This window comes from Allobosea sp. 05T439 (assembly GCF_056396005.1).
Map to the genome: position 1 here is coordinate 383,369 of NZ_JBFTKP010000001.1, position 22,673 is coordinate 406,041.

18 protein-coding genes are annotated in these 22,673 nt (G+C 65.2%); 3 read left to right on the forward strand and 15 right to left on the reverse strand.

The window, feature by feature from the left end; genetic code table 11:
* Positions 1–7: 7 nt before the first annotated feature.
* From AC1DIO_RS01710 to AC1DIO_RS01720, 3 genes are all read right to left on the reverse strand, one after another.
* A complete protein-coding gene (locus AC1DIO_RS01710; RefSeq protein ID WP_441504237.1) occupies positions 8–1,123 on the reverse strand; it encodes a 4-oxalomesaconate tautomerase in 1,116 nt (371 codons plus the stop codon).
* 3 nt (positions 1,124–1,126) lie between these two features.
* Positions 1,127–2,113 (reverse strand): Bug family tripartite tricarboxylate transporter substrate binding protein, encoded by a 987-nt coding sequence (locus AC1DIO_RS01715; RefSeq protein WP_476853064.1) that lies wholly within the window; start codon positions 2,111–2,113, stop codon positions 1,127–1,129.
* A gap of 182 nt (positions 2,114–2,295) precedes the next feature.
* Positions 2,296–3,207, reverse strand: coding sequence for a LysR family transcriptional regulator (locus tag AC1DIO_RS01720; RefSeq protein ID WP_441504236.1), 912 nt, complete (start codon positions 3,205–3,207; stop codon positions 2,296–2,298).
* 503 nt (positions 3,208–3,710) lie between these two features.
* Between AC1DIO_RS01720 and AC1DIO_RS01725 the strand changes: the two genes are divergently transcribed.
* A complete protein-coding gene (locus AC1DIO_RS01725) occupies positions 3,711–4,874 on the forward strand; it encodes an MFS transporter (protein ID WP_441504500.1) in 1,164 nt (387 codons plus the stop codon).
* A 273-nt stretch (positions 4,875–5,147) separates the two neighbouring features.
* Here AC1DIO_RS01725 and AC1DIO_RS01730 read toward each other — a convergent pair whose 3' ends face one another.
* Positions 5,148–6,461, reverse strand: coding sequence for an aspartate aminotransferase family protein (locus tag AC1DIO_RS01730; protein ID WP_441504235.1), 1,314 nt, complete (start codon positions 6,459–6,461; stop codon positions 5,148–5,150).
* A 135-nt stretch (positions 6,462–6,596) separates the two neighbouring features.
* Here AC1DIO_RS01730 and AC1DIO_RS01735 point away from each other — a divergent pair, with 135 nt between their 5' ends.
* Positions 6,597–7,388, forward strand: a complete 792-nt coding sequence (locus AC1DIO_RS01735; RefSeq protein WP_441492102.1) for an IclR family transcriptional regulator — start codon at positions 6,597–6,599, stop codon at positions 7,386–7,388.
* Positions 7,389–7,453: 65 nt separating this feature from the next.
* Here AC1DIO_RS01735 and AC1DIO_RS01740 read toward each other — a convergent pair whose 3' ends face one another.
* The 11 genes from AC1DIO_RS01740 to AC1DIO_RS01790 form a co-directional block, all read right to left on the reverse strand.
* Entirely contained in the window at positions 7,454–8,401 is a 948-nt protein-coding gene (locus AC1DIO_RS01740; RefSeq protein ID WP_441504233.1) for an ABC transporter permease, read from the reverse strand.
* Entirely contained in the window at positions 8,398–9,267 is an 870-nt protein-coding gene (locus tag AC1DIO_RS01745; protein ID WP_441504232.1) for an ABC transporter permease, read from the reverse strand. Before AC1DIO_RS01745 ends, AC1DIO_RS01740 begins: the two co-directional genes overlap by 4 nt.
* Positions 9,268–9,346: 79 nt before the next feature.
* Positions 9,347–10,888 (reverse strand): ABC transporter substrate-binding protein, encoded by a 1,542-nt coding sequence (locus tag AC1DIO_RS01750; RefSeq protein WP_441504231.1) that lies wholly within the window; start codon positions 10,886–10,888, stop codon positions 9,347–9,349.
* A 33-nt stretch (positions 10,889–10,921) separates the two neighbouring features.
* On the reverse strand, positions 10,922–12,430 hold the full coding sequence (locus AC1DIO_RS01755; protein WP_441504230.1) for a M81 family metallopeptidase: 1,509 nt from the start codon (positions 12,428–12,430) through the stop codon (positions 10,922–10,924).
* Between the two features lie 191 nt (positions 12,431–12,621).
* A complete protein-coding gene (locus tag AC1DIO_RS01760; protein ID WP_441504229.1) occupies positions 12,622–13,656 on the reverse strand; it encodes an ABC transporter ATP-binding protein in 1,035 nt (344 codons plus the stop codon).
* The gene (locus AC1DIO_RS01765) at positions 13,653–14,471 is read right to left on the reverse strand and encodes an ABC transporter ATP-binding protein (protein WP_441504228.1); all 819 of its coding nucleotides are present in this window, start codon (positions 14,469–14,471) and stop codon (positions 13,653–13,655) included. Before AC1DIO_RS01765 ends, AC1DIO_RS01760 begins: the two co-directional genes overlap by 4 nt.
* Positions 14,468–15,337 (reverse strand): ABC transporter permease, encoded by an 870-nt coding sequence (locus tag AC1DIO_RS01770; protein WP_476853065.1) that lies wholly within the window; start codon positions 15,335–15,337, stop codon positions 14,468–14,470. Before AC1DIO_RS01770 ends, AC1DIO_RS01765 begins: the two co-directional genes overlap by 4 nt.
* A 5-nt stretch (positions 15,338–15,342) precedes the next feature.
* Positions 15,343–16,284 (reverse strand): ABC transporter permease, encoded by a 942-nt coding sequence (locus tag AC1DIO_RS01775; protein WP_441504226.1) that lies wholly within the window; start codon positions 16,282–16,284, stop codon positions 15,343–15,345.
* A gap of 37 nt (positions 16,285–16,321) precedes the next feature.
* Positions 16,322–17,920, reverse strand: coding sequence for an ABC transporter substrate-binding protein (locus AC1DIO_RS01780; protein WP_441504225.1), 1,599 nt, complete (start codon positions 17,918–17,920; stop codon positions 16,322–16,324).
* A 222-nt stretch (positions 17,921–18,142) separates the two neighbouring features.
* Positions 18,143–19,453 (reverse strand): alanine racemase, encoded by a 1,311-nt coding sequence (locus AC1DIO_RS01785; protein WP_441504224.1) that lies wholly within the window; start codon positions 19,451–19,453, stop codon positions 18,143–18,145.
* Positions 19,444–20,907, reverse strand: a complete 1,464-nt coding sequence (locus AC1DIO_RS01790; protein WP_476853066.1) for a M81 family metallopeptidase — start codon at positions 20,905–20,907, stop codon at positions 19,444–19,446. The genes AC1DIO_RS01785 and AC1DIO_RS01790 overlap by 10 nt, the downstream gene beginning before the upstream one ends.
* 191 nt (positions 20,908–21,098) lie before the next feature.
* Between AC1DIO_RS01790 and AC1DIO_RS01795 the strand changes: the two genes are divergently transcribed.
* Positions 21,099–22,613: a M81 family metallopeptidase gene (locus AC1DIO_RS01795; protein WP_441504222.1), complete on the forward strand. Its 1,515-nt coding sequence runs from the start codon at positions 21,099–21,101 to the stop codon at positions 22,611–22,613.
* The last annotated feature ends 60 nt before the right edge of the window (positions 22,614–22,673 follow it).

The following is a 22,673-nucleotide window of genomic DNA, read 5'->3' on the forward strand; positions in this document are numbered from 1 at the left end:
CTCGGTCCTATTCGGGGGCACGACGTGCTTCGTCGCCGCTGCGCGCGAGCGCATGCGGTGGCACGTAGGCCTGGCCATCCATCAGAATGCGCGCGGTGCGCAGCAGGCCGGCGCGCTCGATGACGGGGCGCTCCGGCGTGCCACCCACGATGAGCTTCACCGTGAATTCCCCGGTCGGATGTTCGACGGAAATCGCGCGTTCGCGACCGGTAGGCATCGCGGCGACCGAAGCTGCCGGCGACCCCGGCAGGGCTGCGGCTGTCGCCACCGTCACCGCGGCAAAGACACCGATCGAAGCGTGGCACTCATGCGGGATGAAGCTGCGCGTCGCGATCGATCCTGCAACGGGCCGCGCGACAAGGGCGATCTTCGGGACCACCATCTTTGCCACATCGCCGAGATTCATCAGAGGTCCGGCCGCGAGGCGTATGCGCTCGATGCGCTGCTTCAGCTCCGTATCCTCTTGCAGCGCTTCGCGGGTTTCGTGGCCCGTGCGTCCAACATCGACCGCCCGGAGAACGATGACCGGCATGCCGTTATCGATCAGGGTACATTCGACACCGTCGATGATGTCGACCGGATTTCCCGTCGGCAACAGCGCGCCACAGACGGAGCCTTCCGTGCCGAGGAAGCTGATGTCGATGGGTGCGGAGGTTCCGGGCACCCCATCGATGCGGGCATCGCCCTCGACGCCTGCCTGACCGGCGTCGGTCCGCATCGCGAGATCGGCGATGGTGCCGGTGTTCAGCGTCCGGACCCGCACCGTCGTGCTGGCGCCCTCTGTTCGAACGAGGCCCCGCGCCAGCGCGAAGGGGCCGATACCGGCAAGGATGTTGCCGCAATTCGGCGTGGTGTCGACCGACGCGGTCTCGATGCCGACCTGCGCAAACAGGAAATCCACGTCGCAGCCTGGCTCGCTCGAGCGCGAAACGATCGCGACCTTGCTCGTCAACGGGTGAGCCCCACCAAGCCCGTCGACCTGACGCTTGTCGGGCGAGCCCATCACCGCGAGCAGGAACGCGTCACGCGCGCCCGTACCAACCGGCAGATCCTCGGCGAGGAAATAGGCGCCCTTCGACGTACCGCCCCGGATCAGCATGCATGGCACGGCAATCTGCGACATCGCTCAGCCCCCGCCCGTGATGCTGGCACGTGTGATGATATCGCGCCACAGCGTCCCCTCCGAGGCGATCAGCCGCCCGAAGCCTTCCGGCGTCTCGCGGCGTGCGATCGCGCCGTCGCGATCGAGCGCCGCGACAAATTCGGGCTGGTCGAGCAGCGCGTTGATCTCGCGGTTGAGGCGCTCGACAATTGCGGCCGGCGTGTGCGCGGGGGCAACGATGCCATACCACTGCACGGCTTCGAAACCCGGCAGCCCGCTTTCGGCGATGGTCGGGAGCTGAGGGGCAAAAGAGGTGCGCTCGGAGCTGGCGACGCCGAGCGCTCGCAACTGGCCCGCTGCGGCGAGCGGCAGAACCGCCGGACCGCCAGTCAGCGTGAATTGCACGGAACCGGCGACGAGATCCGTCACCGACGGTGCGGTGCCGCGATAGGGCACATGAATCGCCTCGAAACCGGCCCGATGCGCGAGATAGGCACCGGCAATATGCGCCGCGCTGCCTTGTCCGCCGGAGCTGTAGTTCAGCTTGCCCGGATTGGCCTTGGCATAGGCCACGAACTCCTGAAACGAGTTCGCCGGCAGGCTGGGATTGATGACGAGGATGTTCGGCACCATGGCGACCAGGGCCACCGGCTGGAAGTCCTTGACCGGATCATAGGGTACGTTGGGATAGAGCGCCGGGTTGAAGGCAAGCGTGCCGATATGCCCCATCATCAACGTATGGCCATCCGGATCGGACTTCGCGACCTGGCTCGCCGCGATMATGCCGCCGGCGCCGGGGCGGTTCTCGATGACGAAGCCCTTGCCGGGGATCGTGCGTTCCAATCGGTTGGCAATCAGACGCGCGAGGAGGTCGGTGCTGCCGCCAGGGGTGAACGGCACCACGAGCCGAATGATCTGCGTCGGCCACGCCGGCTGGACCTGCGCACGCGCCGCGTGCCCGAGGCCGGCCAGACCCAGCCCGGCAAGGAGTGATCGGCGGTCGATGTTCATCACGCGCCACGCCCTTGCCGCGCGCCGTACCCGGCCGCCTCGCCAAATCCGATGAACGCGATCGTCGCTGCTTTGGAGCCAGGCATGGGTCGTCCCTTGCTTGTGCGTTTCCTTGTCCMGCGAGGACCCTGACCCCAAGCTATTCTGCCATCAAATGAGAAGAATGCAGCGATTGATTACTTTCATGCATCTTTATCCGAGACACTGTTTCTCAGCGCCTCGCTGACCAGCGCCAGGAGGTCGCGCGCCGCCGGCCGCAGCAGCATATTCTTGCGGGTGACGATGCCGAGAGTGCGGCTGATGCTCGGTGAACGCAGCGGGATCGCAACCAATTCGCCGGCATCGACAGAGTCGAGCGCGAGCTGCGGCACGATCGCGTACCCGATCGCGGAACGGACAAGACTCACTGCGGTAATGACGCGCTGGACCTCGTAGCGCCAGGTCAGGGCCTCGCGCCGCGCACCCAGCGCATCGTCGATCAGGACGCGGTTTCCGGTCTCGGCACTGATCCGCACGAGCGGCAGCCCCTGCAACTGCGCCCAGGTCAGCGAGTCCGATCGCGCGAGCGGCATGCTGCGGTGACTGACGAGCACGAACGGCTCCTTGACCACCGGTTTGAGCTCGAGGTCCCAGCGATTGGCGGCGACGATGGTCACGCCGAATTCAGCCTGGCCCGACTGCACCTTGTCGGCGATCTCCGAAGCCGAGTTGTCGTGCACCCGGACGCGCACCGCCGGATATCGTCTGGCGAACTCTGCGATCACCGACGGCATGCAGTGGACCGCGACGGTTGGCAGACAGCCGACCGCAACCTCTTCCTCGGCATCCGCGGCATCGACCCGCGCCTCATCGATGGCCGCACCAAGCTCTTCAAAGATCTTGCGGGCGCGCGGCAGGAGCGCCGACCCCGCCGGGGTCAACGAGACCTGGCGCGTGGTGCGCAAGAGCAGCGTCGTTCCGAGGGATTCCTCGAGCTTCCGGATCCGATGGCTCAGCGCGGTCTGGGAGAGATTAAGATGCGAGGCCGCGGCATGAAAACTGCCCCGCTCGGCGATACTGACGAAGGCCTGCAGGCCCAGAACGTCGACCCTCACCCGCAAGATCCTCCAACCCGGTCCAATCGACGTCAGCACGACCTCAGGGTCGCATCAACCATGCGCAGTGAACCGGCATCAGACTCGTCGACCTACGCCGGCAGAGGCGAGTTCAGATCGGCAGAATCGAAAGACCGGCACGGCTCCAGCATCGCCGGGAGCGGTGACCGCTGACAACAGCCTCCAAAGCAATGGCTCCATTTTCGCCGGATCACCCATGTCGGCCTTACGGCAGAAGGAAGAAGCCGACTGTTGGTCCGGTTCTCCGGATTTGGAGAACAACCACGAAAGGCCGCGGCCCGGCGAACCGCATGCTTCTGCTGCAGCCCCCATAGCCGGGAAACGGCCTCGACCGGTCGCCGACATTGCCGGAAGACCAGTTCAACGCCGCAATCCCTGCATGCTCGTGCTGGAGCTGGAGGGGGAATGACGAGTGGCGACGCGACGGGAGATCTGCCTTGAAGCTGCCGGTATGGGCGAGCGCCTTGAGCGCGACTCTCCTTGTGCAAGTCATCAGCTCATTTGCCGCCGCGGCGATTCCTCTCCTGGGTCCGATTCTGACGCAACGCTGGGGCATGACGCCAGAAAGCATCGGCTATGTTTCGGCGGTCGTTTCGGTCGGCATATGCTGGTTCCTGGCGTGCGGCGGCCCGATGCTCGATCATCACGGCCCGATCCGAGCCTTGCAGCTCGGCCTGATCTTCGTCGCGGTGGGTCTCCTGCTCCTGTCGCAGTCCTTCGGCCTCGTCGGCCTTGTCGGTGCGCTCCTTGTGGGCCTGGGCCTGGCGCCCAATACGCCAGCTGGCAGCCAGTTGCTGATGCGCACGGCGCCGCCCAGGCACCGCACACTTGTGTTTTCGATCAAGCAGGCGGGCGTGCCTCTGGGCGGCACGATAGCCGGTCTCGTTGTCGCGCCTCTGGTCCTGGGGCTCGGCTTCGTCGGTGCGGTCTGGACGATTGTCGCGATCATCCTTCTCTGCATCGTGCTGGTTCAGCCCTTTCAAAGAAGTCTTGATGCCGAGAAGGGCCCACGGAACCGGGCCTGGGCCCGGCTGTTCCTCTCGCCGTCTTCGCTCAGCCGATCGGCCCGGGTTCTGAACTCGCACCCGTCCTTGCCGATGCTCACCGCGCTGGGTGTGTCGTTTTCCATAACGCAGGCCAGCATCACGGCCTTCACGGCAACCTACATGGTCACGCAGCACGGAAAGACCCTGGCGCAGGCCGGCCACTACATCGCCGTCTTGCTTGCAGCGAGCACGGTCGCGCGCATCTTCTTCGGATGGCTGGCGGATCGCATGGGCGGCGGGCTCCTGCTTCTCTCGCTTCTGGCCTTGGGCGCAGGCTCCGCGATCATGCTGCTTGTCTCTTCGACAACCGCCAGTCCCTGGATGGTCTATGGCTGCATGGCACTGGTCGGAGCCACCTCGATGGGGTGGAACGGTGTCCACATGGCCGAACTTGCGCGGGTCGCGCCGCCCACTCTGATTGGCGACGTAACGTCGGGCGCAAGCCTGTTCGGCTTCGTCGGCTCGATATGCGGGCCGTTGGTGTTTGCCATTGTCGCCAGCCGCACAGGAAGCTTTGAATGGCCTTTCCTGCTCGTCGCTGGCCAGCTGGCGGCATTCGGCTTGTTCGCTCTTGGGAGACAGTTCAAACGCCCCGCTTGAGGAGGCGCGTGCTCATTCCAACACTGCGGAAGCAAGGAAATCCGCAGCCATGGCTCACCTGCCGGCACCGGGCTTGCGTCTCAGGCTCAGGAAACGAAGTGCCAGCGGCGGCAAAGGGTCTTCAGGCTCGCTTGGCCGGCCATTCCGTCCCAAGAGAACCAAATCAGCTGCTCCCGAGAACGAGCGGACGGTGCGAACCGGCCGCCCGCTCGTGATTACTGCAAAGGAAGGAATGCCCAGGGCGACCTGGGTGTCCCAGGGGTATCCGTCCGATCAGATCTCGCGCACGGATCCGCGCACTGCTTCCAATGTGGCCTCGACGATTGCCGCATCGTGCTCCGACGAGACGAACCAGGCACCACGCTCCAGCACGCGAACGCCGCGTTTCAACAGCGCGAGCGCGAAACGGCTATAGGCCGCCTTGTCGGAGGCCGCGACCTCCCGGTAGTTGCGGGCCGGCGCGTCCAGCCCGAACGCAATGTGGAACATCAGTGGAAAGCCCGCGACCTGCGCCTTGATGCCCGCCTGAGCCAGGATCTCACGGATACCGTCCTGAAGGCGCTGGCCGTGAGCCGAGCTGCGCTCGTAATGCTCCGGCGTTAGCCCCTGCTGCGTCGCGACCATCGCCGCCATCGCGATCGGCTGCGCATTGAAGGTGCCGCCATGGAGCACACCATCCGCGAACATATCGATCAGCTCGCCCCGCCCCGCGATCGCTGCGACGGGAAAACCGTTGGCAATCGCCTTCGCCAGGATCGTCAGGTCCGGCGTGACGCCGAAGCGCTCCTGGGCACCACCGCGGCCGAGGCGGAAGCCGGTGATCACCTCGTCGAAGATCAGCAGGGCGCCATGGGCGCGACAGGTCGCGAGCGCACCTTCCAGATAGCCCGGTAGCGGCGCGATGGCGCCCTGGTTGCACATGGCCGGCTCCATCATCACCGCCGCGACGTCGCCGCGGGCAAGGCGAGTCTCGAGAGCAGCGAGGTCATTCCAGCCGAGGATCGACAGACCGTCGCCCGCGCTTGGGTCCTGCCCCCGGCTCCCGGCGACGGGCGTGGGCGCGTCGCTCGGACCAGCCGCATTGAGACCCGGCGCCGTTGACCACAGGACGTTGTCGAACCAGCCGTGATAATGCCCTTCGAACTTGACGATGGTGCGCCGCCCCGTCGCCGCACGGGCGAGGCGGATCGCGGCCTGCGCCACCTCGGAGCCCGAGGAACCGAAGCGAAGCCGCTCGGCACTGGGAACGCGCTCGCAGATCAGCTTCGCCGCCTCGTGCTCGATCGGTGCCTGGCCGGCAAACAGGATGCCACGCTCCGCCTGGCGCTGCACCGCCTCGATGACCCTGGCCGGGGTGTGGCCGAGCACCGTTGCCCCCATTCCGCAGTAATAATCGATGATGCGGTTGCCATCGACATCGATGAGATAGGCCCCTTCGCCTCGCTCGAAGACGAGTGGGCCCGGCGCCATGCCTAGTCTGAAGTTGCTGTTCACGCCGCCAGCGATGTAGCGCGCATTCGCAGCGATCTGCCGCGCCGATTCCTCAAAACGCAGTGTTGCTGCTGGTCCGCTTCCGTTCGCTCGCACGTGCCTGTTCTCCACTGCCGGTATTTTAAGCAGACCAGAGCCCTCATCCCATGTAAAGGAACAGGGGTTTCGTCTTGCGGAATTCAGAGGGACCCGCTATGCGAAGTCTCGCGACAGCGAGGATGCGGGGCGACCATGCCGAAGAAATCGGGCAACCCTTACGTCGTGCAGCCCGTGATGAAGGCGCTCAAGGTGCTGGAATTCGTCGCGCGCCATGGTCACGAGATCGCGCTCACGACCGTCGGACGTGAGCTGCGGATTCCGAAGACGACGACCTTCCGCTACCTGCAAACGCTGACGGAAGCCGGTTTCGTCAGCCACAACCGCGAGACCGACAAATACAATCTCGGGCCGCTGCTGCGCTCGATCGCGCGTGCCGATGCGAGCTTCAGCAAGATCCGTCAACTCGCACGCCCGGCGATGGTCGAACTGATGAACGAGTTCAATGAAACCGTGAATCTCGCGGTGAAGGGCAACGGCACGATCGTCTATATCGACCTCATCGAGGCCAATCGCTCGCTGCGCATGCAGGCGCGGATCGGCGACAGCCATCCGATGCATTCCACCGCGCTGGGCAAGGCGATCCTGGCCTTCCTCCCCGAAGCGGAAAAGCTGCGCCAGCTCGACCTGCCCTTGACCGAGCGAACCGGACGCACGCTGCTCGAGCGCGAAGAGATCGAGCGCCAGCTTCGACAGGTCGCAAAGCTCGGTTACGCGACGGAAATCGGCGAGAACGAAGACGGGGCGATGTGCGTCGGCGTGCCGATCTTCGACGACAATCATTACCCGGTGGCTGCCCTCAGTATCTCGGCGCCGTTGATGCGAATGCCGCGGCCACTCGCCGCGAAGGCGGGAATGCGGCTGCGCGAGGTCGCCGCGCATATCTCGAGCCATCTCGGCTCGCAGGACCCCATCGTTTCCGCCTGACAGGCATGGCCAGCGCGAGCCCTGCACATGCAGGCCCGTGCGGGACCTCGCGCTGCGGAGCGGTGTCAATGATATTCGATGCGTGGATCGATCCACGCATAGAGCAGGTCGATGATCAGGTTGACCAGCATATAGCCGACGAGGATCACCATGATGCAGCCCTGGATCAACGGGTAATCGCGGGTGCTGATCGCCTGGATGACCAGACGTCCGAGCCCCGGATAGGTGAAGACGGCTTCCGTCACCACCGCACCGCCGATGAAATTCGCCATCATCAAACCGACGATCGTGACGAAGGGCAGCAACGCGTTGCGCATGATGTGCAGGCCGACGACGCGGCTTTCCGGCAAACCCTTGGCCCGCGCCGTGCGGACATAATCCTGCTTCGCTTCGCCGATCAGCGACGCGCGCAGGAACCTCGCGAAGATGCCGGAGACATAGATGCCCAGTGTCAGCGCCGGCAGCATGAGACTGCGTAACGCATCCACCGGCGCCTCCCAGAACGGCACGTAGCGCGAGGCGGACGGCAACCAGCGGAGCTCGACGGCGAAGAGCAGGATCAGCAGGATGCCGAGCCAGAAGGTCGGCACACCCAGCGCCAGCGCGCTCCACCCGCTCAGCAGGCGGTCGAGCCAGGAATTGGGGCGCACGGCGCTGGCAATTGCGACGGGTATGCCGACGGCCAACGCCACCAGGATCGCGGCGACCGCCAGTTGCAGCGTTGCTGGCAGCCTCTCTCCGATCAACGCCAGGACGGGCTGGCGGCTGTGGAGCGAGAGACCGAAATCGCCGCGCACGGCCTGGCCGAGCCAGTCGAGATACTGGACCAGCATCGGTCGATCGAGGCCATAGCGCGCGATCGTGGCCGCGATCTCCTCCGGAGAGGCGTTCTCACCAACGAGCACCGCCACGGGGCCGCCCGGCACCGCGTAGATCATCGCGAAGATCGCGAAGGATGCGAGAAAGAGCACCGGCAGCATCTGAAACAGGCGGCGCAGCAGATAGCTCGTCATCGCCCCCTGCGCTCCGGCACACCGGGATCATGCCTGTCGAGCAGCGCGGTCAGGGCACGGCCAATCGTATCGAAGGAGAGGATCGTCAGCGTCAGCACGAGACCGGGCAGCACGGCGTAGGTCGGCGCCTCGTGCAGATAGGATTTCCCCGTTCGCAGCATTTCGCCCCAGCTCGGCGTCGGCGGCGGCACGCCGACGCCGAGAAAGGCGAGTGCAGCCTCCAGCAGGATCGCGACCGAGGCGAGCACGATCGCCTGCACGACGAGCGGGCTCAGCGCGTTGGGCAGAATGGTGCGGAACATGATGTAGGACGAGCCGCCGCCGAAGCTGCGCACCGCCGTGACGAAATCGAGCTGGCGCAAGGCCATGACCTGCGCTCGCGCGATCCGCGCGAAATTCGGTATCCCCGCAATGCCGACAGCGACCAGGGCCGCCGCCTGGCTGCGACCGAGTACAGCGATCAGCGCCATGGCGAACAGGATGTTCGGCAGCGCCAGCAAGACATCGATGCAGCGCATCAACACAGAATCGCGCCAATCACCGAAAAAGCCGGCGACGAGCCCGACCGGCACCCCGATCAGCGCCGCGATAACGACGGCACCGAAGGCGGTGACGAGCGACGTTCGCGCGCCATAGACCACGCGTGCCAGGATATCCCGCCCAAGCTCGTCGGTACCAAACCAGGCGGAAGCCGATGGCGGCATCAGCGAGTCCGCCAGGTTCTGCGTCAGCGGGTCGAGCGGGAGCAGATCGGCAAACACCGCCGCCAGTGCCACCAGCAACAGGAAGGCGAAACTCAACGACGTGCTGCGGCGGGCAGAAAGCCGGCGCAGCACGTACAGGGTCGATCCTGAGGTCGCGCTCATCGCGGGACGCCGCGCAACCGATGGCTGCGTGACGCCGCGACCTCGTCCCGGCGACGGCGTCCCGCCTCACCGCTCCGCATTACTTGAACCCGATCGTCCGCGCGACGAGGAGGTTGTCGATCTCGAGTGTCACCCCGCCAACCTTGTCGGAGGCGACGATCAGGCCGACCTCATAGGAATTGGTCGGTATCGCGAAGGCCTCGTCCACCAGCACCTTGTTCAGGTTGTCATAAGATGCCTTGACCTCGGCCGCTCCCCCCGCGGCGCCATCGACCTTGGCAATCGCCGCGACATAGGCCGGATGCGGGTGCGGGTCCTTGAGGATTGGGTTCTGGGAGGTCCGATAGATCGAGTTCGTCGTCACGCGCGACGGGAACTTCTGGACATTCCCGACTGCACCGAAGACCGCGGCGAAATCGCCGCCCAGCAGCGCACTGACGAATTCGGCCCCCTGGCGGATATCGAGCTCGATCGGGATCCCGGCCTTGCCCAGCGAGGCCTGTACGATCTGGCTGATCTGGACCGAGGCCTCGTCGCTGCCATTGACCAGCATCTTCCAGTCTTTCATCTCGGCCGCCGAGAGGCCGGATGCCACAAGCAAGGCCTTCGCCTTGTCGAGATCGTAGGCGTAGGCCTTGGTGAAGCTGGCGTCGAAGGCCGGGCTTGCCGGCGCCCAGGGCTGCGCGACGACCTCGCCCATGCCGGCATAGCCGACGCGTAGGATGCCCGCGCGATCCATCAGGTGGTTGAAGGCCTGGCGGTAGGATTTGTTGCGGAATGGGCCACGCGTCGAGTTGATGCGGAAGACCTGCACGAGCTTGCCGGGTCCGGAAAAGACCTGGTAGCCAGCGCTCTTGAGGCGCACGGCACTCCGCGAGGAGCCGTTATAGATGATGTCGACGGCGCCCGACTCGAGCGCCGCGCTCGCCGCCGCATCCTCGCTGAACACAGTGAAGACGAGATCCTGCACGATCGGCTGCTTCTCGCGCCAGTAGTTCGGATTGGCCTTGAGGCGCAAGCCCTGCCCGACTGCGCGGCTCACCAGGGTGAAGGGGCCGGTGCCGGCCGGAACCGTCTCGACCGTATCGATGCCCTTTGCCTCGATCGGGATCAGGAACTGCAGCAGGTCGAGGATCTGCCGTTCCGGAACCGGAGCCTTGAAGTTGATCACCACGGTCCGGTCATCGGGCGCCGACCAGTCCTTGACGATCGACATCGTGGAAAAGACGTTCTTGCCGCGCTTGGGATCGGCTCCCTTCTGCAGCGTCGCCAATACGGAATCGGCCTTGAACGGAGTGCCGCTATGGAAGGTCACGCCATCGCGCAGCTTCACGCTGACCGAGGTCTTGTCAGGCGCGATCGTCCACTCAGTCGCCAGGCTCGGCTCCGGCTTTCCCTCGGGCGTGTATTCGATCAGGCTGTCATAGAGGTTCTTGATGACGTGGAAATTGACGGTCGAGAGCTGCTGCGGATCGTAATTGGCGAGTTCGCTCAGCACGGCGACACGCAAGGTGCCGCCCTTCAGTTGCTGAGCGATGGCTGGGAGTGACATCGCCAGGGGAGCTGCTGCAGCCAGGGCGATGCCCCCCATGCAGAATTGACGTCGCGATACGGTGGTCATCCGGCACACTCCCCTTTTTGGTTGGTCTTCGTATCAGCTCGTCCCCGCGCCAGGCTGGGTCGAATGCGCCCGCCAGTCGCTTATTGTTTCAAGTGGATAGACGGGGCGCGGAATCCGCGCCCAGGGCAAGGTGAAGACGTCCGACTGCCCGGGCCCGCGCGTGTCGGCACGAATGACCTGCGAGGAGATCGGCGCGAAATACTGGAAATTCGACGCCGTCTTGAGGACAGCCATCTTGTAGTCCGCGAGATCGACGCCGAAAGCTTCGTAGACGCCCGGCACATTGCCAGCGACACCGCGCAACTCGCTGATCAGGAGCGTCACGGGCCCGACGTCGAAAACGACGACCCGGCCCATATCGACCTCGTTCTGGTGGTTGTAGATCAGCGGCACGGGCCCACCCCCGATACGCCGGACCGTGCCGGTGACCTCGAGCGGCGTAAAGAAGGCCGGCGCCGCATCGCCGCCCAGCGGCAGCGTCACCCGTGCACCCTCGCCGGCCGCGACCAGCGTCGCGACGGCCTGCGGCGAAATCAGCGGGATCAGCGCGCGGCTGCCGATGCCGAGCCTGAGGATCGATTCCAGGATCAGGTTGCTGTCGCCGGCGGAGCCACCGAAGACGGTATCGCCGGTGTCGCTGAGCACGACCATGCCGCGCTCGGCAGCGTCGGCCTTGCGCACGGCCTCGTCGACCGAGAGCGCCTCGCGGACCTGGAAATCATCGCGCATCGACCAGGCGAGGTCGGCGAGCTCATCCGCCAGAGTCTCGGCCAGGGACGGGTCGCCATCCGTGACGACGATCGTCGACCAGCCGCCCTCGGCGACATCTAGCCAGGGCTGCATCGGATAGTTCGATGCCTGCAGCACGCGCTCATCGGCCTCCAGCTCGCGGGCCCGATCGAACCAGCGCTTCATCGGCCCCTTCGACGTCAGGAACTGCTCTTGATGCGACAGCAGCGGAATCTTGCGCCAGGCCATCACCGGCCGCCGCTTCTCCGCGAGAATCTTGAGCAACAGAGCCGTCCCGATTTTGCCGGTATCGAAGACGTCATGCGGCTGCGTACGATGCCCGACGATCGCCGTGCAATTGGCCATGATCTTGCGCGTGATGTTGGCGTGGTGATCGAGGCCAAGCAGGATCGGGACCTCGGATCCGAGGATCGAACGGCAGAGCTCGGCCTGCTCGCCTTCGACATCGTCGATATCCTCGGCAGCAGCGGCGCCGTGGAGTTGCAGGACGAGCCCGTCGATCGGGCCGACAGCCGCGAGCCCGGTCCGGATCTTGTCCTGGAAGAAGTCGAACGCCGCGCGCGTGATCCGGCCGCCGGCGACGCTCCAGGCCCTGATGATCGGGATCGTCTCGACCGCAAGGCCGGATTCAGCCACCGCTGCATAGTGACCGCCGATCTGCCCGATCTCGCCAAACTGACGCGCGATCTCGGCCCCCTCATACAGGCCGAATGCCTCGAAATCCGCGAGCGTGGTCGGTACAGGATTGAAGTCGTTCGTTTCCTGCACAATGTGAATCAAGGCCAGGCGCACAGAATTCCTCCCGGAAAACGACGGTTCGCCAGCCGCAACGGCAAGGCGATCTCAATGGGTCGCACACCTCGTTATTGAGCGCTCACGCCGGTTGAACCTGTCGCAATGCGCGAAAACATGGGAAAAACGTACTGACGGCGCTATTTCGGGTCAAGGATTCTCTGTTTCGCAAGAAGAAACCGCTCCGATCTTCACAGGACCGGCAAACCTGTATTCCCGACCTCGCCTGGCTCACGAGACAGCGCTTCTCGGCGCGGCCAATAGCGGCACGAGACGCCGTGACCTGCCGCGACTTCGTGCCACTCCGCAGTGTTGCTGCTCGCGTGATCGTCGCCGTGGACACAGCCCCCGCCATCGCCTTCGAGAAAGCGCAGATCCGGCGGCGGCCGCTGGAGCCGTTCGCGCTGGCGGACGGGATCGGGCACCGGCACTGCATCCAGCAATACGCGCGTATAGGGGTGGGCGGGGCTGTCATAGACTTGAGCCGCGCTGCCCATTTCGACGACCCGGCCGCGATACATGACCGCTACGTGATGGGCGACTTCGCGAACGATCGCGAGATCATGCGCGATGAACAGATAGGACAGGCCGAGCTTCGCCTGAAGTGACTGCAACAGGTCCACGATCTGCGCCTGGGTGCGGACGTCGAGCGCCGAGACCGGCTCGTCGCAGACGATGAAATCCGGGCTGACCGCCAGGGCCCGGGCGATGACGACGCGCTGGCGCTGCCCGCCGGAAAATTCGTGCGGGTAGCGCTGCATCATGCCCGGGTCGAGGCTGACCAGGTCCAGAAGCTCAGCGACACGGTCCTGCAGCCGGGCAGGAGGCACCGAGCGATGCACCTGGAGCGGCTCGCGCAGGATCTGTCCGATCGTCATGCGCGGGTGCAAGCTCGAATACGGATTCTGCAGCACGAACTGCATATGGCGCCGCATCTGCCGCAATCGTGCGGCCAGCATCGTGGTCAATTCCTCGCCGAGCAGTTTCACCGAGCCCGAATATGTCTTCTGCAGCTGCAGGATCGCCCGGCCGGTCGTGGTCTTGCCCGACCCGGACTGGCCGACGAGCCCGAGCGTCTGGCCGGGTCCGATATCGAAGGAGACACGATCGACCGCCTTCAGCGCCTTGCCGTCGCCCCTGCCGGGAAAGCGCACCGACAGATCGCGGACCTGAAGCAGTGGCCGCGGCAGCGCCTCGGCGAGTGCGGCGGGATCATGAGCGGTCATCGCGTCGGCCCGGTGCTCTGGAGACGCGGCACGGCATCGAGCAGGGCGCGCGTATAGGCGTGCTGCGGCGCGGCGAAGACCCTCTCGATCGCTCCGGCTTCGACGATCTCGCCGCGGTACATCACATTGACCCGGTCGACCATGCCGGCCACGACGCCGAAATCATGGGTGATCAGCATCAACGCCATGCCGCGCTCCTCCTTCAGCCGCAGGAGCAAGCGCAGGATCTGCGCTTGCACGGTGACGTCGAGCGCCGTCGTCGGCTCATCGGCGATCAGCAGGTCCGGCTCGCAGGAGATGGCCATCGCGATCATGACGCGCTGGCGCATCCCGCCTGAGAACTGGTGCGGATGATCGTCCAGGCGCCGCGCCGCATCAGGTATCCCGACCTGATCGAGCAGTTCGATGCAGCGTTCGCGTGCCGCCTTGCCGGACAGCCCGGTGTGGTGGCGCAGCATGTCGGTCATTTGCGCGGCAATGCTCAGCACCGGATTGAGCGACGTCATCGGATCCTGGAAGACCATGGCGATGCGCCGCCCACGCAGAGCCCGCATATCGACTTCGCTCTTCGCCAGGATGTCCTGCCCCAGGAAGCTGACCTCGCCGCCAAGCGCGACTGAGGTGCCTTCGGGGGTGAGCCGCATCAGCGCCTTGGCCGTGACGCTCTTGCCGCAGCCGGATTCGCCGACGAAACCGACCGCTTCATCGGCAGCGATATCGAAGGAGATGCCGCGTACGGCCTGGATGACCTCCCGGCGCGTCGTGACGCTGGCGGTCAGGTTGCGGACGCTGAGGAGAGGGCCGGTGCGGATCATCGCACGCTCCMGACATCGAGCACGTCGCGCAGGCCATTGGCCAGGACGATAAAGGTCAGCGTCGCGAACACGATCGCGGCGGCGGGGCCGATCACGGTCAGCGGTGCCAGCTCCATGAATTGCCGCGCTTCGGACAGCATGCCACCCCAGTTCGGGTCTGGCGGCGGCGGCCCGAGCCCGAGGAAGGACAGGGCCGTGACCGTGAAGATCGTCTGAGACAGGGTCAGGCTGGTCGCGACAAGGATCGGCGAGACGACGAGCGGCAGGATATGGCGGAGAACCAGCCGCAATTCGCTCATGCCGATGCTGCGCGCCGCTTCGACATGGTCCCATTGCTTCACGCTGAGCACGGGCGCGCGCACCACTCTGGCCATTGCCGGCGTGTACACGATGGCGATGGTGAGGATCAGATTGGGAATGGTCGGTCCAAGCGCCGCAACGACCGCAATCGCGAGAAGGAGCACCGGGAAGGCGAAAACCACATCCAGGACGCGCATGATCACGTCATCGACCAGGCCGCCCAGATAGCCGGAGAGCAACCCGAGGACGAGACCTCCGACGAGGGCGATAAAGACGGCCGTGATCGTGATCAGCAGGGTCGTGCGGCCACCGACGATCAGCCGGCTGAGGACATCGCGACCGATCGAGTCCGTACCGAGCCAGTGGCGCGCACTGGCTCCGGCAAGAGAGTCGGGCGAGGTCGCGGACGGATCGAACGGCACGAGGAAGGGCGCGAAGATCGTGACGATCAACATCGTGGCCAGCATTGCCAGCCCGATCCCCAGCAGCAGGCCGCCTTGCGTGATCCGCAGCGCCTTGGGAGCGCACGCGCCAAGAGCCCGCTCCTGAACTCCCTCCTGCGACACGGCCCTCACAGCTTCACCCGCGCATCGACCCGTGCATAGGCGATGTCGATCATCGTATTCACCACGACCACGATCGCCGACGCCGTCAGGACGATGGCCTGGATCACCGGATAGTCGCGGCTATTGATGGAATCGAAGAGATATTGGCCCATTCCGGGAATGGCGAAGATGGTCTCGACCAGGATGCTGCCGCCAAGCAGGGCTGCGATCTTGAGACCGGTTGCGGTGATGACCGGCGTCAAGGCGTTGCGGACGAGGTAGTCGCGGAGGATCCTGCCCGGAGGCAGCCCTTTCGCGCGAGCGACCATGACGAAATCCTGGTTGGCCACCTCGAGGACGGCAGCGCGGGTGTTCTCGGAAATCGTGACCGAGACCGCCAGCGCCAGGGCGAGCGCCGGCAACAGCAGGCTACCGATATTGGCGAGCGGATCCTCGAGAAACGGCGTGTAGCCGAAGATCGAGATCTGCGGGAAATAGAGGCCGAAGAGCAGCACGATCAGCGTCGCGACCACATAATTCGGCACGGCCAGCATAACGCCATTGTAGAGCCGCACGATCCAGTCGATCGCGCCACGCATCCGCGCCGCTGCCAGCCCGGTCGCTACCCCCATCAGCATCGAGATGATCGCGGCAACCAGCGTCAGTTGGAAGGTCACCGCAAGCCGATTGAGCAATTCCGGCCGAACCGGCTGGCGCGTCACGAAGGACGTGCCGAGATCACCGAGGAGGGCATGCCCGAGCCAGACCCCATATTGCGCCAGCAGTGGTCGATCGAGCCCGAGCTCCTGCCGGATCGCCGCCAGAACCTCCGGTGCGACGCTCTGTGAGCCCGCTGCGGCAATGGCAAAATCGCCCGGCAAAGCCCGCATCATCGCGAAGGCAATGAAGGAGACCGCCAGCAGGATGACCAGCATCCAGGCGAGGCGGCCGAGGACAAAGCGCGTCATCGGCCGGCGCCCAATGTGCCGAGAGCGAACGGGGGAGTTATTTTTTCAGCCATGCCGTGCGCACGAAGGAGCGGATATTCGCAGCGATCGGAACGTAATCCTTGACGTAGTTCCACCAGATCTCCCAGCGGAGCGGGTACTGGTAGACTTGGATGATGTAGGCTTGGTCGGCGATATGGCGCTGGATCGCCATGTTCTTGGCCGCACGCAGGCCGAGGTCGAGTTCGGCGCGGGCTTCCAGGATCATTCTGTCGAGTGCGGCATCGTTCGATCCGGTGCCCTTGCCGGTAGCGCTGTCCGACTTGATGTATTGAAGGGTGGCGTCCGAGTCCGGCGTCCAGGACAGGGCGACCGAGAGCAGCGTCGGCCACGTACCGGTGTTCCACATGGTCAAGAGCGGTGCCGTCTCCATCGGCGTCAGTTTGACCGTGATTCCCGCCACCTGCCATTGCTGCTGCAGGATCTGCGCACAGGCGACGTCGAGCGGGTTGGCTGCGACGATGATGTAATTGCCGAGATCGATGCCCTCGGGATAACCGGCCTCGGCCAGCAGAACCTTCGCCGCTGCCGGATCATGCTTGTAGTAGGGCAGTTCCCCGGTGCCATCATAGCCGCCGACCTGGCTTTCCGGGATCATCGCGCCGATCTTGCCCGAACCGCCCAGGATCGTGTCGAGGCAGGCCTTGCGATCGGTCGCGAGGCTAAGCGCGCGGCGCACCCTGACATCGTTCAGGGGCTTGGCCTTCATGTTCAGCCAGATCGGGAAGGTCCGCGAGGTCTGACCGGGAGCGGACACGAGGTTGGGCGAGGTGCGCGCAATCGCAGCCGCGACTTTCGGGTCCTTCAGCCAGGTCATGTCGATCGCGCGCGACCGCAGCGCCGAGGTCAGCGTGGCCTGGTCCTTGTAGAACTTGAACACCACCCTGGAGAGATGCGGCTGCCCCTTCTCATAATAGCCCGCATGCGCGGTCAGCGAGAATTGCAGATTCGGCTGATAGGCCTCGAACACGAAGGGGCCGGTTCCGACGGGCTGGGTGTTGAGGTTCTCGACCCCGGCCGGGACGATCGCACCATTGGGGCTGGTCGCCAGATTGCTCAGGAAGGCCGCATCGGTCGCGTTCAGCTGGAATTTGACAGTGTAGGGGTCGATGACCGTAACCGCATCGACGCTGGAATAGAACGCCCGCAGGCGGCTGCCGGAAGCCGGGCTCAGGATACGATCGAAGGTGTGCTTCACATCATTGGCCGTGAAATCCTGGCCATTGTGGAATTTCACGCCCTGCCGCAGGCGGAAGACATAGGTCTTGGGATCGGGTTGATCGTAGCTCAGCGCGAGGTCGGGCTCGATCTTCATCTGCGCGGACCAGCGCAGCAGCCCCGTATAGATCAGGCTGGTGAAATCATAGGAGGAGAACGCCGTAAGCGTGACCGGATCCAGCCCGATCGGGTCGGCATCGGCGCCGATCGTCAGTGTTCCACCGGAAACCGGCGTCTCGGCCGCAGCATCCCCAACCATGATCGCGGGCGAAAGCGCCATGGCACTGCTGGCGAGCACAAGCCGCAGCAGGCTGCGGCGCGATAGCTCCTCTGCCATCTCCGGCTCGGGGGCGATCATCGGGAATGACGGAGGCTTCACGAACGATCCTTCCACATATGATCACAGGGCATGATCTCGGCCTGAAGCCTACAAGACGCTGATCTCCCATCAGCACCCGCCGCATGAAGCGAGACGCCTGTCGCCCTCGCCGATTCCCGCCCGCAGATCATCCCTCTCTCCGACGGAGGCTAGGAGTCGCCAGAATTCGCGTCAAGGATTCCTGGTTTCGCAACAAGAAACACGGTTTCCAAGTAGGGCCTCTCAGAAGAACGTTCTGACGGCCCCGCGCACGCCGTAATCGTCGTCGACCAGCATCAGCAGAGCCCATTTGTCGAAGGTCGTACAGGGATGACCGATGCCGAAGCCGACCATGTCTCCAACCTGGAGCGGGCTGTCCTCCGGCGTACCGAGATGGCAGTGCTGGTCGTTGAGTGCGAGAACCGTGTGCCCTGCCGGCATCGGCTCGGGATTGCTCATGCCCTGCCGGAACCAGCGCAGGGGAACGGGCATGCCTGCGTCGTAGCTGATGTCGCGCTTGCCGACGGTGAGCAGGCTACGACCTCGCTCGGGCCGCGATTGGACATAGGCCCAGACCTCAAGCGCCGGCTCGAGTCCGCCCGCCGGCAGGGTCAGGCTTGTTTCCATGACGATGCGCCGGAATGCACTGGCATAGGCTGTTGAATCGTGCGTCAGGTAACAACCCGAGCGCAGGACCTTCACGATGGATCGCGCAAAGGACGCCGCGTTCAGCTTTTCTCCGACGCGATCGAAAAGGGCGGTTCCGCCGGCACTCAGCACCATGGGATCGGGGCCGAGCAAACCCTCCGCTTCGGCGGCCAACGCCACGTCGATCATGTCGTCGAGGAGGCGGTCGGCACCTGCGGTGACACTATGTAACCCTTCGAAACACTCGAACCCGGCAAGTTGCAGCCCAGCCGCCCCACTGATGGCACGGGCGATCGCCATCGCCTCGGCCCGGCTGCGCGCACCCGTTCGGCCGCCCATGAAACCGATCTCGACGAGGATGCGCAGCGGATTGCCCGATGGCGGCGGCGCGCGCCGGGCGGCCTCCGCCAGCAATGCGACACCTTCGACGCTGTCGGCCAGGCAATACAACGCAAAGCCCTCATCCATCACGGCATCGAGGCAGGCGGTGATCTCCTGGCGTCCGACAGGCTGATTGGCGAGGATCACGCGTCTGACACCGAATTGGCGGCACACCTGAAGCTGCTGGATCGTCGCCACGGTAATGGCCCAGGCGCCGTCGGCGATCTGCAGGTCGAAGAGCTGCGGCGCCATGGTCGTCTTGCCATGGGGCGCGATCACCAGACCGTTCTCTGCGGTGAACGCGCTCATCCAGACGCTGTTTCGCCTCAGCACGCTCTCGCGGATCACCGCAATCGGGAGCGGCAAGTCGCCGGCCAGAACATTCCAGCCTTGCGTCCCGATATCGCCCAGTCGCAGGCCCGATATGCCTGGCGGCAGCCCCTTGCTCAGCCCATCGAGGCGTTGATCGTCGATATCGGCGAGTGACAGACGCGGCAGCGCGCCACCGGGGGCGATCAGAGCCATGGGTTCGGGTCCAGCGGCGAGAATGGGCGGCGGATCTTGGTGTAGGCGATCTTGCTGGCGTCCGGTGGGTATGGGCCGCCGCTGTCGAGATAGAGAACGCTGGCCGCGATCGGCGCAAAGGCCGCATGGAAATGGTTCGAGGATTTGACGACCACGACCCGCTTTGCAGCCAGATCAATGCCGAGATTGGTGAAGACCGGAGGGCTGAAGGTCTGAGCGCGGGTCGATGCGAGGACGATATCGAGAGCGCCGATGCGGATCGCCGCAGCCGGCCCGAGCGAAACCMAGCTCTGCGCAAAGGGCACCACAAGCTCGGACGTCGTGCCTGTCACCAGCACCGTGGCATCGATCGGCCGGCCCGACGACGGCGCAGCCTTGCCAGCGAAGCGCAGGGAAATCTCGGCTCCAACCCCGGCGGCGCGGCACAGGCTCACGGCGACGGGGTCCCAGAGCGCCCCGATCGCGGCCGGCACCTCCGGCCATCTGAGCAGCGCCTCGACCATCACGGAGGAATCGCCGGCGACGCCGCCGCCGGGATTGTCCCAGCGATCGGCGAGGATGACGGGACGGCCATCCTGCGCCAGTGCCAGCGCCGCCTCGATACCCTCATCAGGCTTGTAGTGCTTCGGCGCCGCACCGCTGGGACCCCAGCGCAGGATTTCCAGCCCAAGCGTCTTGGCGAGCGCTGCCGCCTTGCCCGCATCGCGATCGGCGATGACGAGCACCTTCGTGCCGACATCCGCCACGTCCGCCGCCTGGAAGCCGTGCGCGACCGAGATGCTCAGGATACCGTCCCTGCCCTCCATCGCCTTGATACGGTCGACGAAACTGCGACCTGGCTCGCGGCTTGTCATGAAGCTCGCAATTCCGCGGCAGTCGAAGACAGCGCTGACGGGTTTCACCTGCGCGCGCGCTGTCCGCAGACAGAGCTCGAGAAGATCCTCCGCCCGATCGAGAAAGTCGGTATGCGGAAACTCCTTGAAGGCAATGATGACATCAGCGGCATCGACCATCTCAGTGGTGAGATGGCAATGCATGTCGAGCTCGGCCCCGATGACGCAATCGGGGCCGGCAAGCGCGCGGGCGCGCGCCATCAGGTCGCCCTCGCAATCGTCATAGTCGCGCGCAACCATTGCGCCATGCAGCCCCAGCAGCACGATATCGACAGGGAGCGCCTCACGAAGCTGGCTAAGAATTTCATCCCGCAGGCTTTCATAGCCCTCGCGCGAGACGAGCCCTGCAGGCTCGGCCCATGTCGCCGTGCCCTCGATCAGGGTGTAGCCCTCGCTGGCAGCGCGGCGGCGGGCGGCGACCACCGGCGCCGAGCACAGCGTCGGCGTTTCCGGGTGCGTACCGGGCGGACAGTAGAAGGCCGCCTCAAAGGCGCTGCGATCGACGAAGAGCGGAGCGAAGGTGTTKGTTTCAGTCGCCAGCGATGCAACGAAGACGCGCATGCAGATAGCCCCCGCTCGGCGACACGACGCAACCGCACCGTCCCGCTCCTCCGCCAGGATCTAACGGGAGGTCGCTTCCCCCTGTCAAAGCAGAGTGGTTTCTCCTGACGGAATAATGGCGTCTTGATCCGGAACGCCCCCGCGTCCGAAATGGTGCCACGCCGCTTCCTGTCGAGATTGGTTTCCCCAGCATGGCACGCCCCCGCCGCATCCTGCTCGCCGCGCTGTTTCACGAGACGCACAGCTTCATCGACGAGGTTACGAGCCTCGCCGACTTCACGATCCGGCGCGGTGGCGAGGTGTTGCAGCGGCGCGGAGACGGATCCACGCTCGATGGTTTCCTGGAGGTGGCCGAAGCCGAGGGGTGGCAGGTCGTACCGACGATCGACTACACGGCCCTGCCCTCGGGCACCGTCGAACAGGCTGTCTTCGACCGCTTCCGAGACGAGTTCGACGCAGGGCTCAGGGCAGCGCTTGCGGATGGCGGCCTCGACGGCATCTGGCTCGCCCTGCACGGTGCCATGGTGACGTCAGCATGTCTCGACCCGGAGGGTGCTTTGCTCGCCCATATCCGTGCGGTGCCCGGCTGCGAGGACCTGCCGGTCTTCGGTGTCTTCGACCTCCACGCGAATTTCACCGCGGCCATGGCTGCCCACGCCAATGGCCTCGTTGCCTATCGCGAGAACCCGCACACCGATGCTCGGGAATCGGCCAAGCGCGCGGCGCAGCTGCTCGCACGGGCCCTGAACGAGAACAGCCTTCCGCGCATGCATTCGTGCAACGCTCCCGTCATGTGGCCACCGACAGGAACCGGAACGGCCGATCGGCCGATGCGCGAGCTCGAGGCCATGGCTCGGGCGATCGAAAGCGACGATCCCGCGATCTGGGCTGTCAACGTCGTCGGCGGCTATTCATTCTCCGATGTTCCCGAGGCCGGCGTCGCATTCTGCGTGGTGACCACGGGAGCGGAAGCTGAGGCGCGTGGAGCGCTGGCGCGGCTCACGGAAACGGCCGCGACCCTGCGCGCCTTCGGCCTGCCCAGCGAATGGGATCTCGACGACGCCGTTGCGGAGATTCAGCGTCTGCCGGGCGGCCCCTATATCGTCGTCGAGCCGGCGGACAATATCGGTGGTGGCGCGCCCGGCGACGGCACGTCCGTGCTCCGCGCGTTCCTGCGCCATGAGGTCGAGAACTGTGCCATTGCCATCGCCGACGCCGCGGCGGTTGCTGCGCTCTCTGATGCCAGGCCGGGCGATGTCCGGAGGATCTCGGTCGGCGGCAAGGGGAGCGCCATTGCCGAAGGCCCAGTCGAAATCGAGGCCCGATTCGTCAGCTCAAGCGATGGCGACTTTGCGCTGGAGGACCTGAACAGCCATCTAGCCGCCTCCCAGGGCGCCCATTTCAGCATGGGGCCCTCTGCCGTGGTGACCACTGGACGCGGGATCAGCGTGCTGCTGACCAGCCGCAAGACACCCCCCTTCGACCTTGGGCAGTTCCGCTCGCAGGGCATCCACCCGGAGACCCTGAAGGCGATCGGCGTCAAGGCGGCCGTCGCGCATCGGCGTGCCTACGACAAGATCGCCAAGGGCAGCTACACGGTTGCAACATCCGGCCCCTGCACCAGCAAGATCGCTTCGCTGCCCTACACGCAGCTCCGCCGGCCAGTCTTCCCAATCCATCCGGATGACGCGCTGGACGACCGTTGAGCGGCCCCCGACGCCGAAAGCCGATGCGCGCTCAATTGCGCGGGTGCTGCCGGTGAGCTC

Coding starts and splice junctions, on each gene's coding strand:
- AC1DIO_RS01745 (WP_441504232.1), bottom strand. CDS start 9,267: ATGAGCGCGACCTCAGGATCGACCCTGTACGTGCTGCGCCGGCTTTCT.
- AC1DIO_RS01775 (WP_441504226.1), bottom strand. CDS start 16,284: ATGACGCGCTTTGTCCTCGGCCGCCTCGCCTGGATGCTGGTCATCCTG.
- AC1DIO_RS01760 (WP_441504229.1), bottom strand. CDS start 13,656: ATGACCGCTCATGATCCCGCCGCACTCGCCGAGGCGCTGCCGCGGCCA.
- AC1DIO_RS01750 (WP_441504231.1), bottom strand. CDS start 10,888: ATGACCACCGTATCGCGACGTCAATTCTGCATGGGGGGCATCGCCCTG.
- AC1DIO_RS01735 (WP_441492102.1), top strand. CDS start 6,597: ATGCCGAAGAAATCGGGCAACCCTTACGTCGTGCAGCCCGTGATGAAG.
- AC1DIO_RS01785 (WP_441504224.1), bottom strand. CDS start 19,453: ATGGCTCTGATCGCCCCCGGTGGCGCGCTGCCGCGTCTGTCACTCGCC.
- AC1DIO_RS01710 (WP_441504237.1), bottom strand. CDS start 1,123: ATGTCGCAGATTGCCGTGCCATGCATGCTGATCCGGGGCGGTACGTCG.
- AC1DIO_RS01795 (WP_441504222.1), top strand. CDS start 21,099: ATGGCACGCCCCCGCCGCATCCTGCTCGCCGCGCTGTTTCACGAGACG.
- AC1DIO_RS01740 (WP_441504233.1), bottom strand. CDS start 8,401: ATGACGAGCTATCTGCTGCGCCGCCTGTTTCAGATGCTGCCGGTGCTC.
- AC1DIO_RS01765 (WP_441504228.1), bottom strand. CDS start 14,471: ATGATCCGCACCGGCCCTCTCCTCAGCGTCCGCAACCTGACCGCCAGC.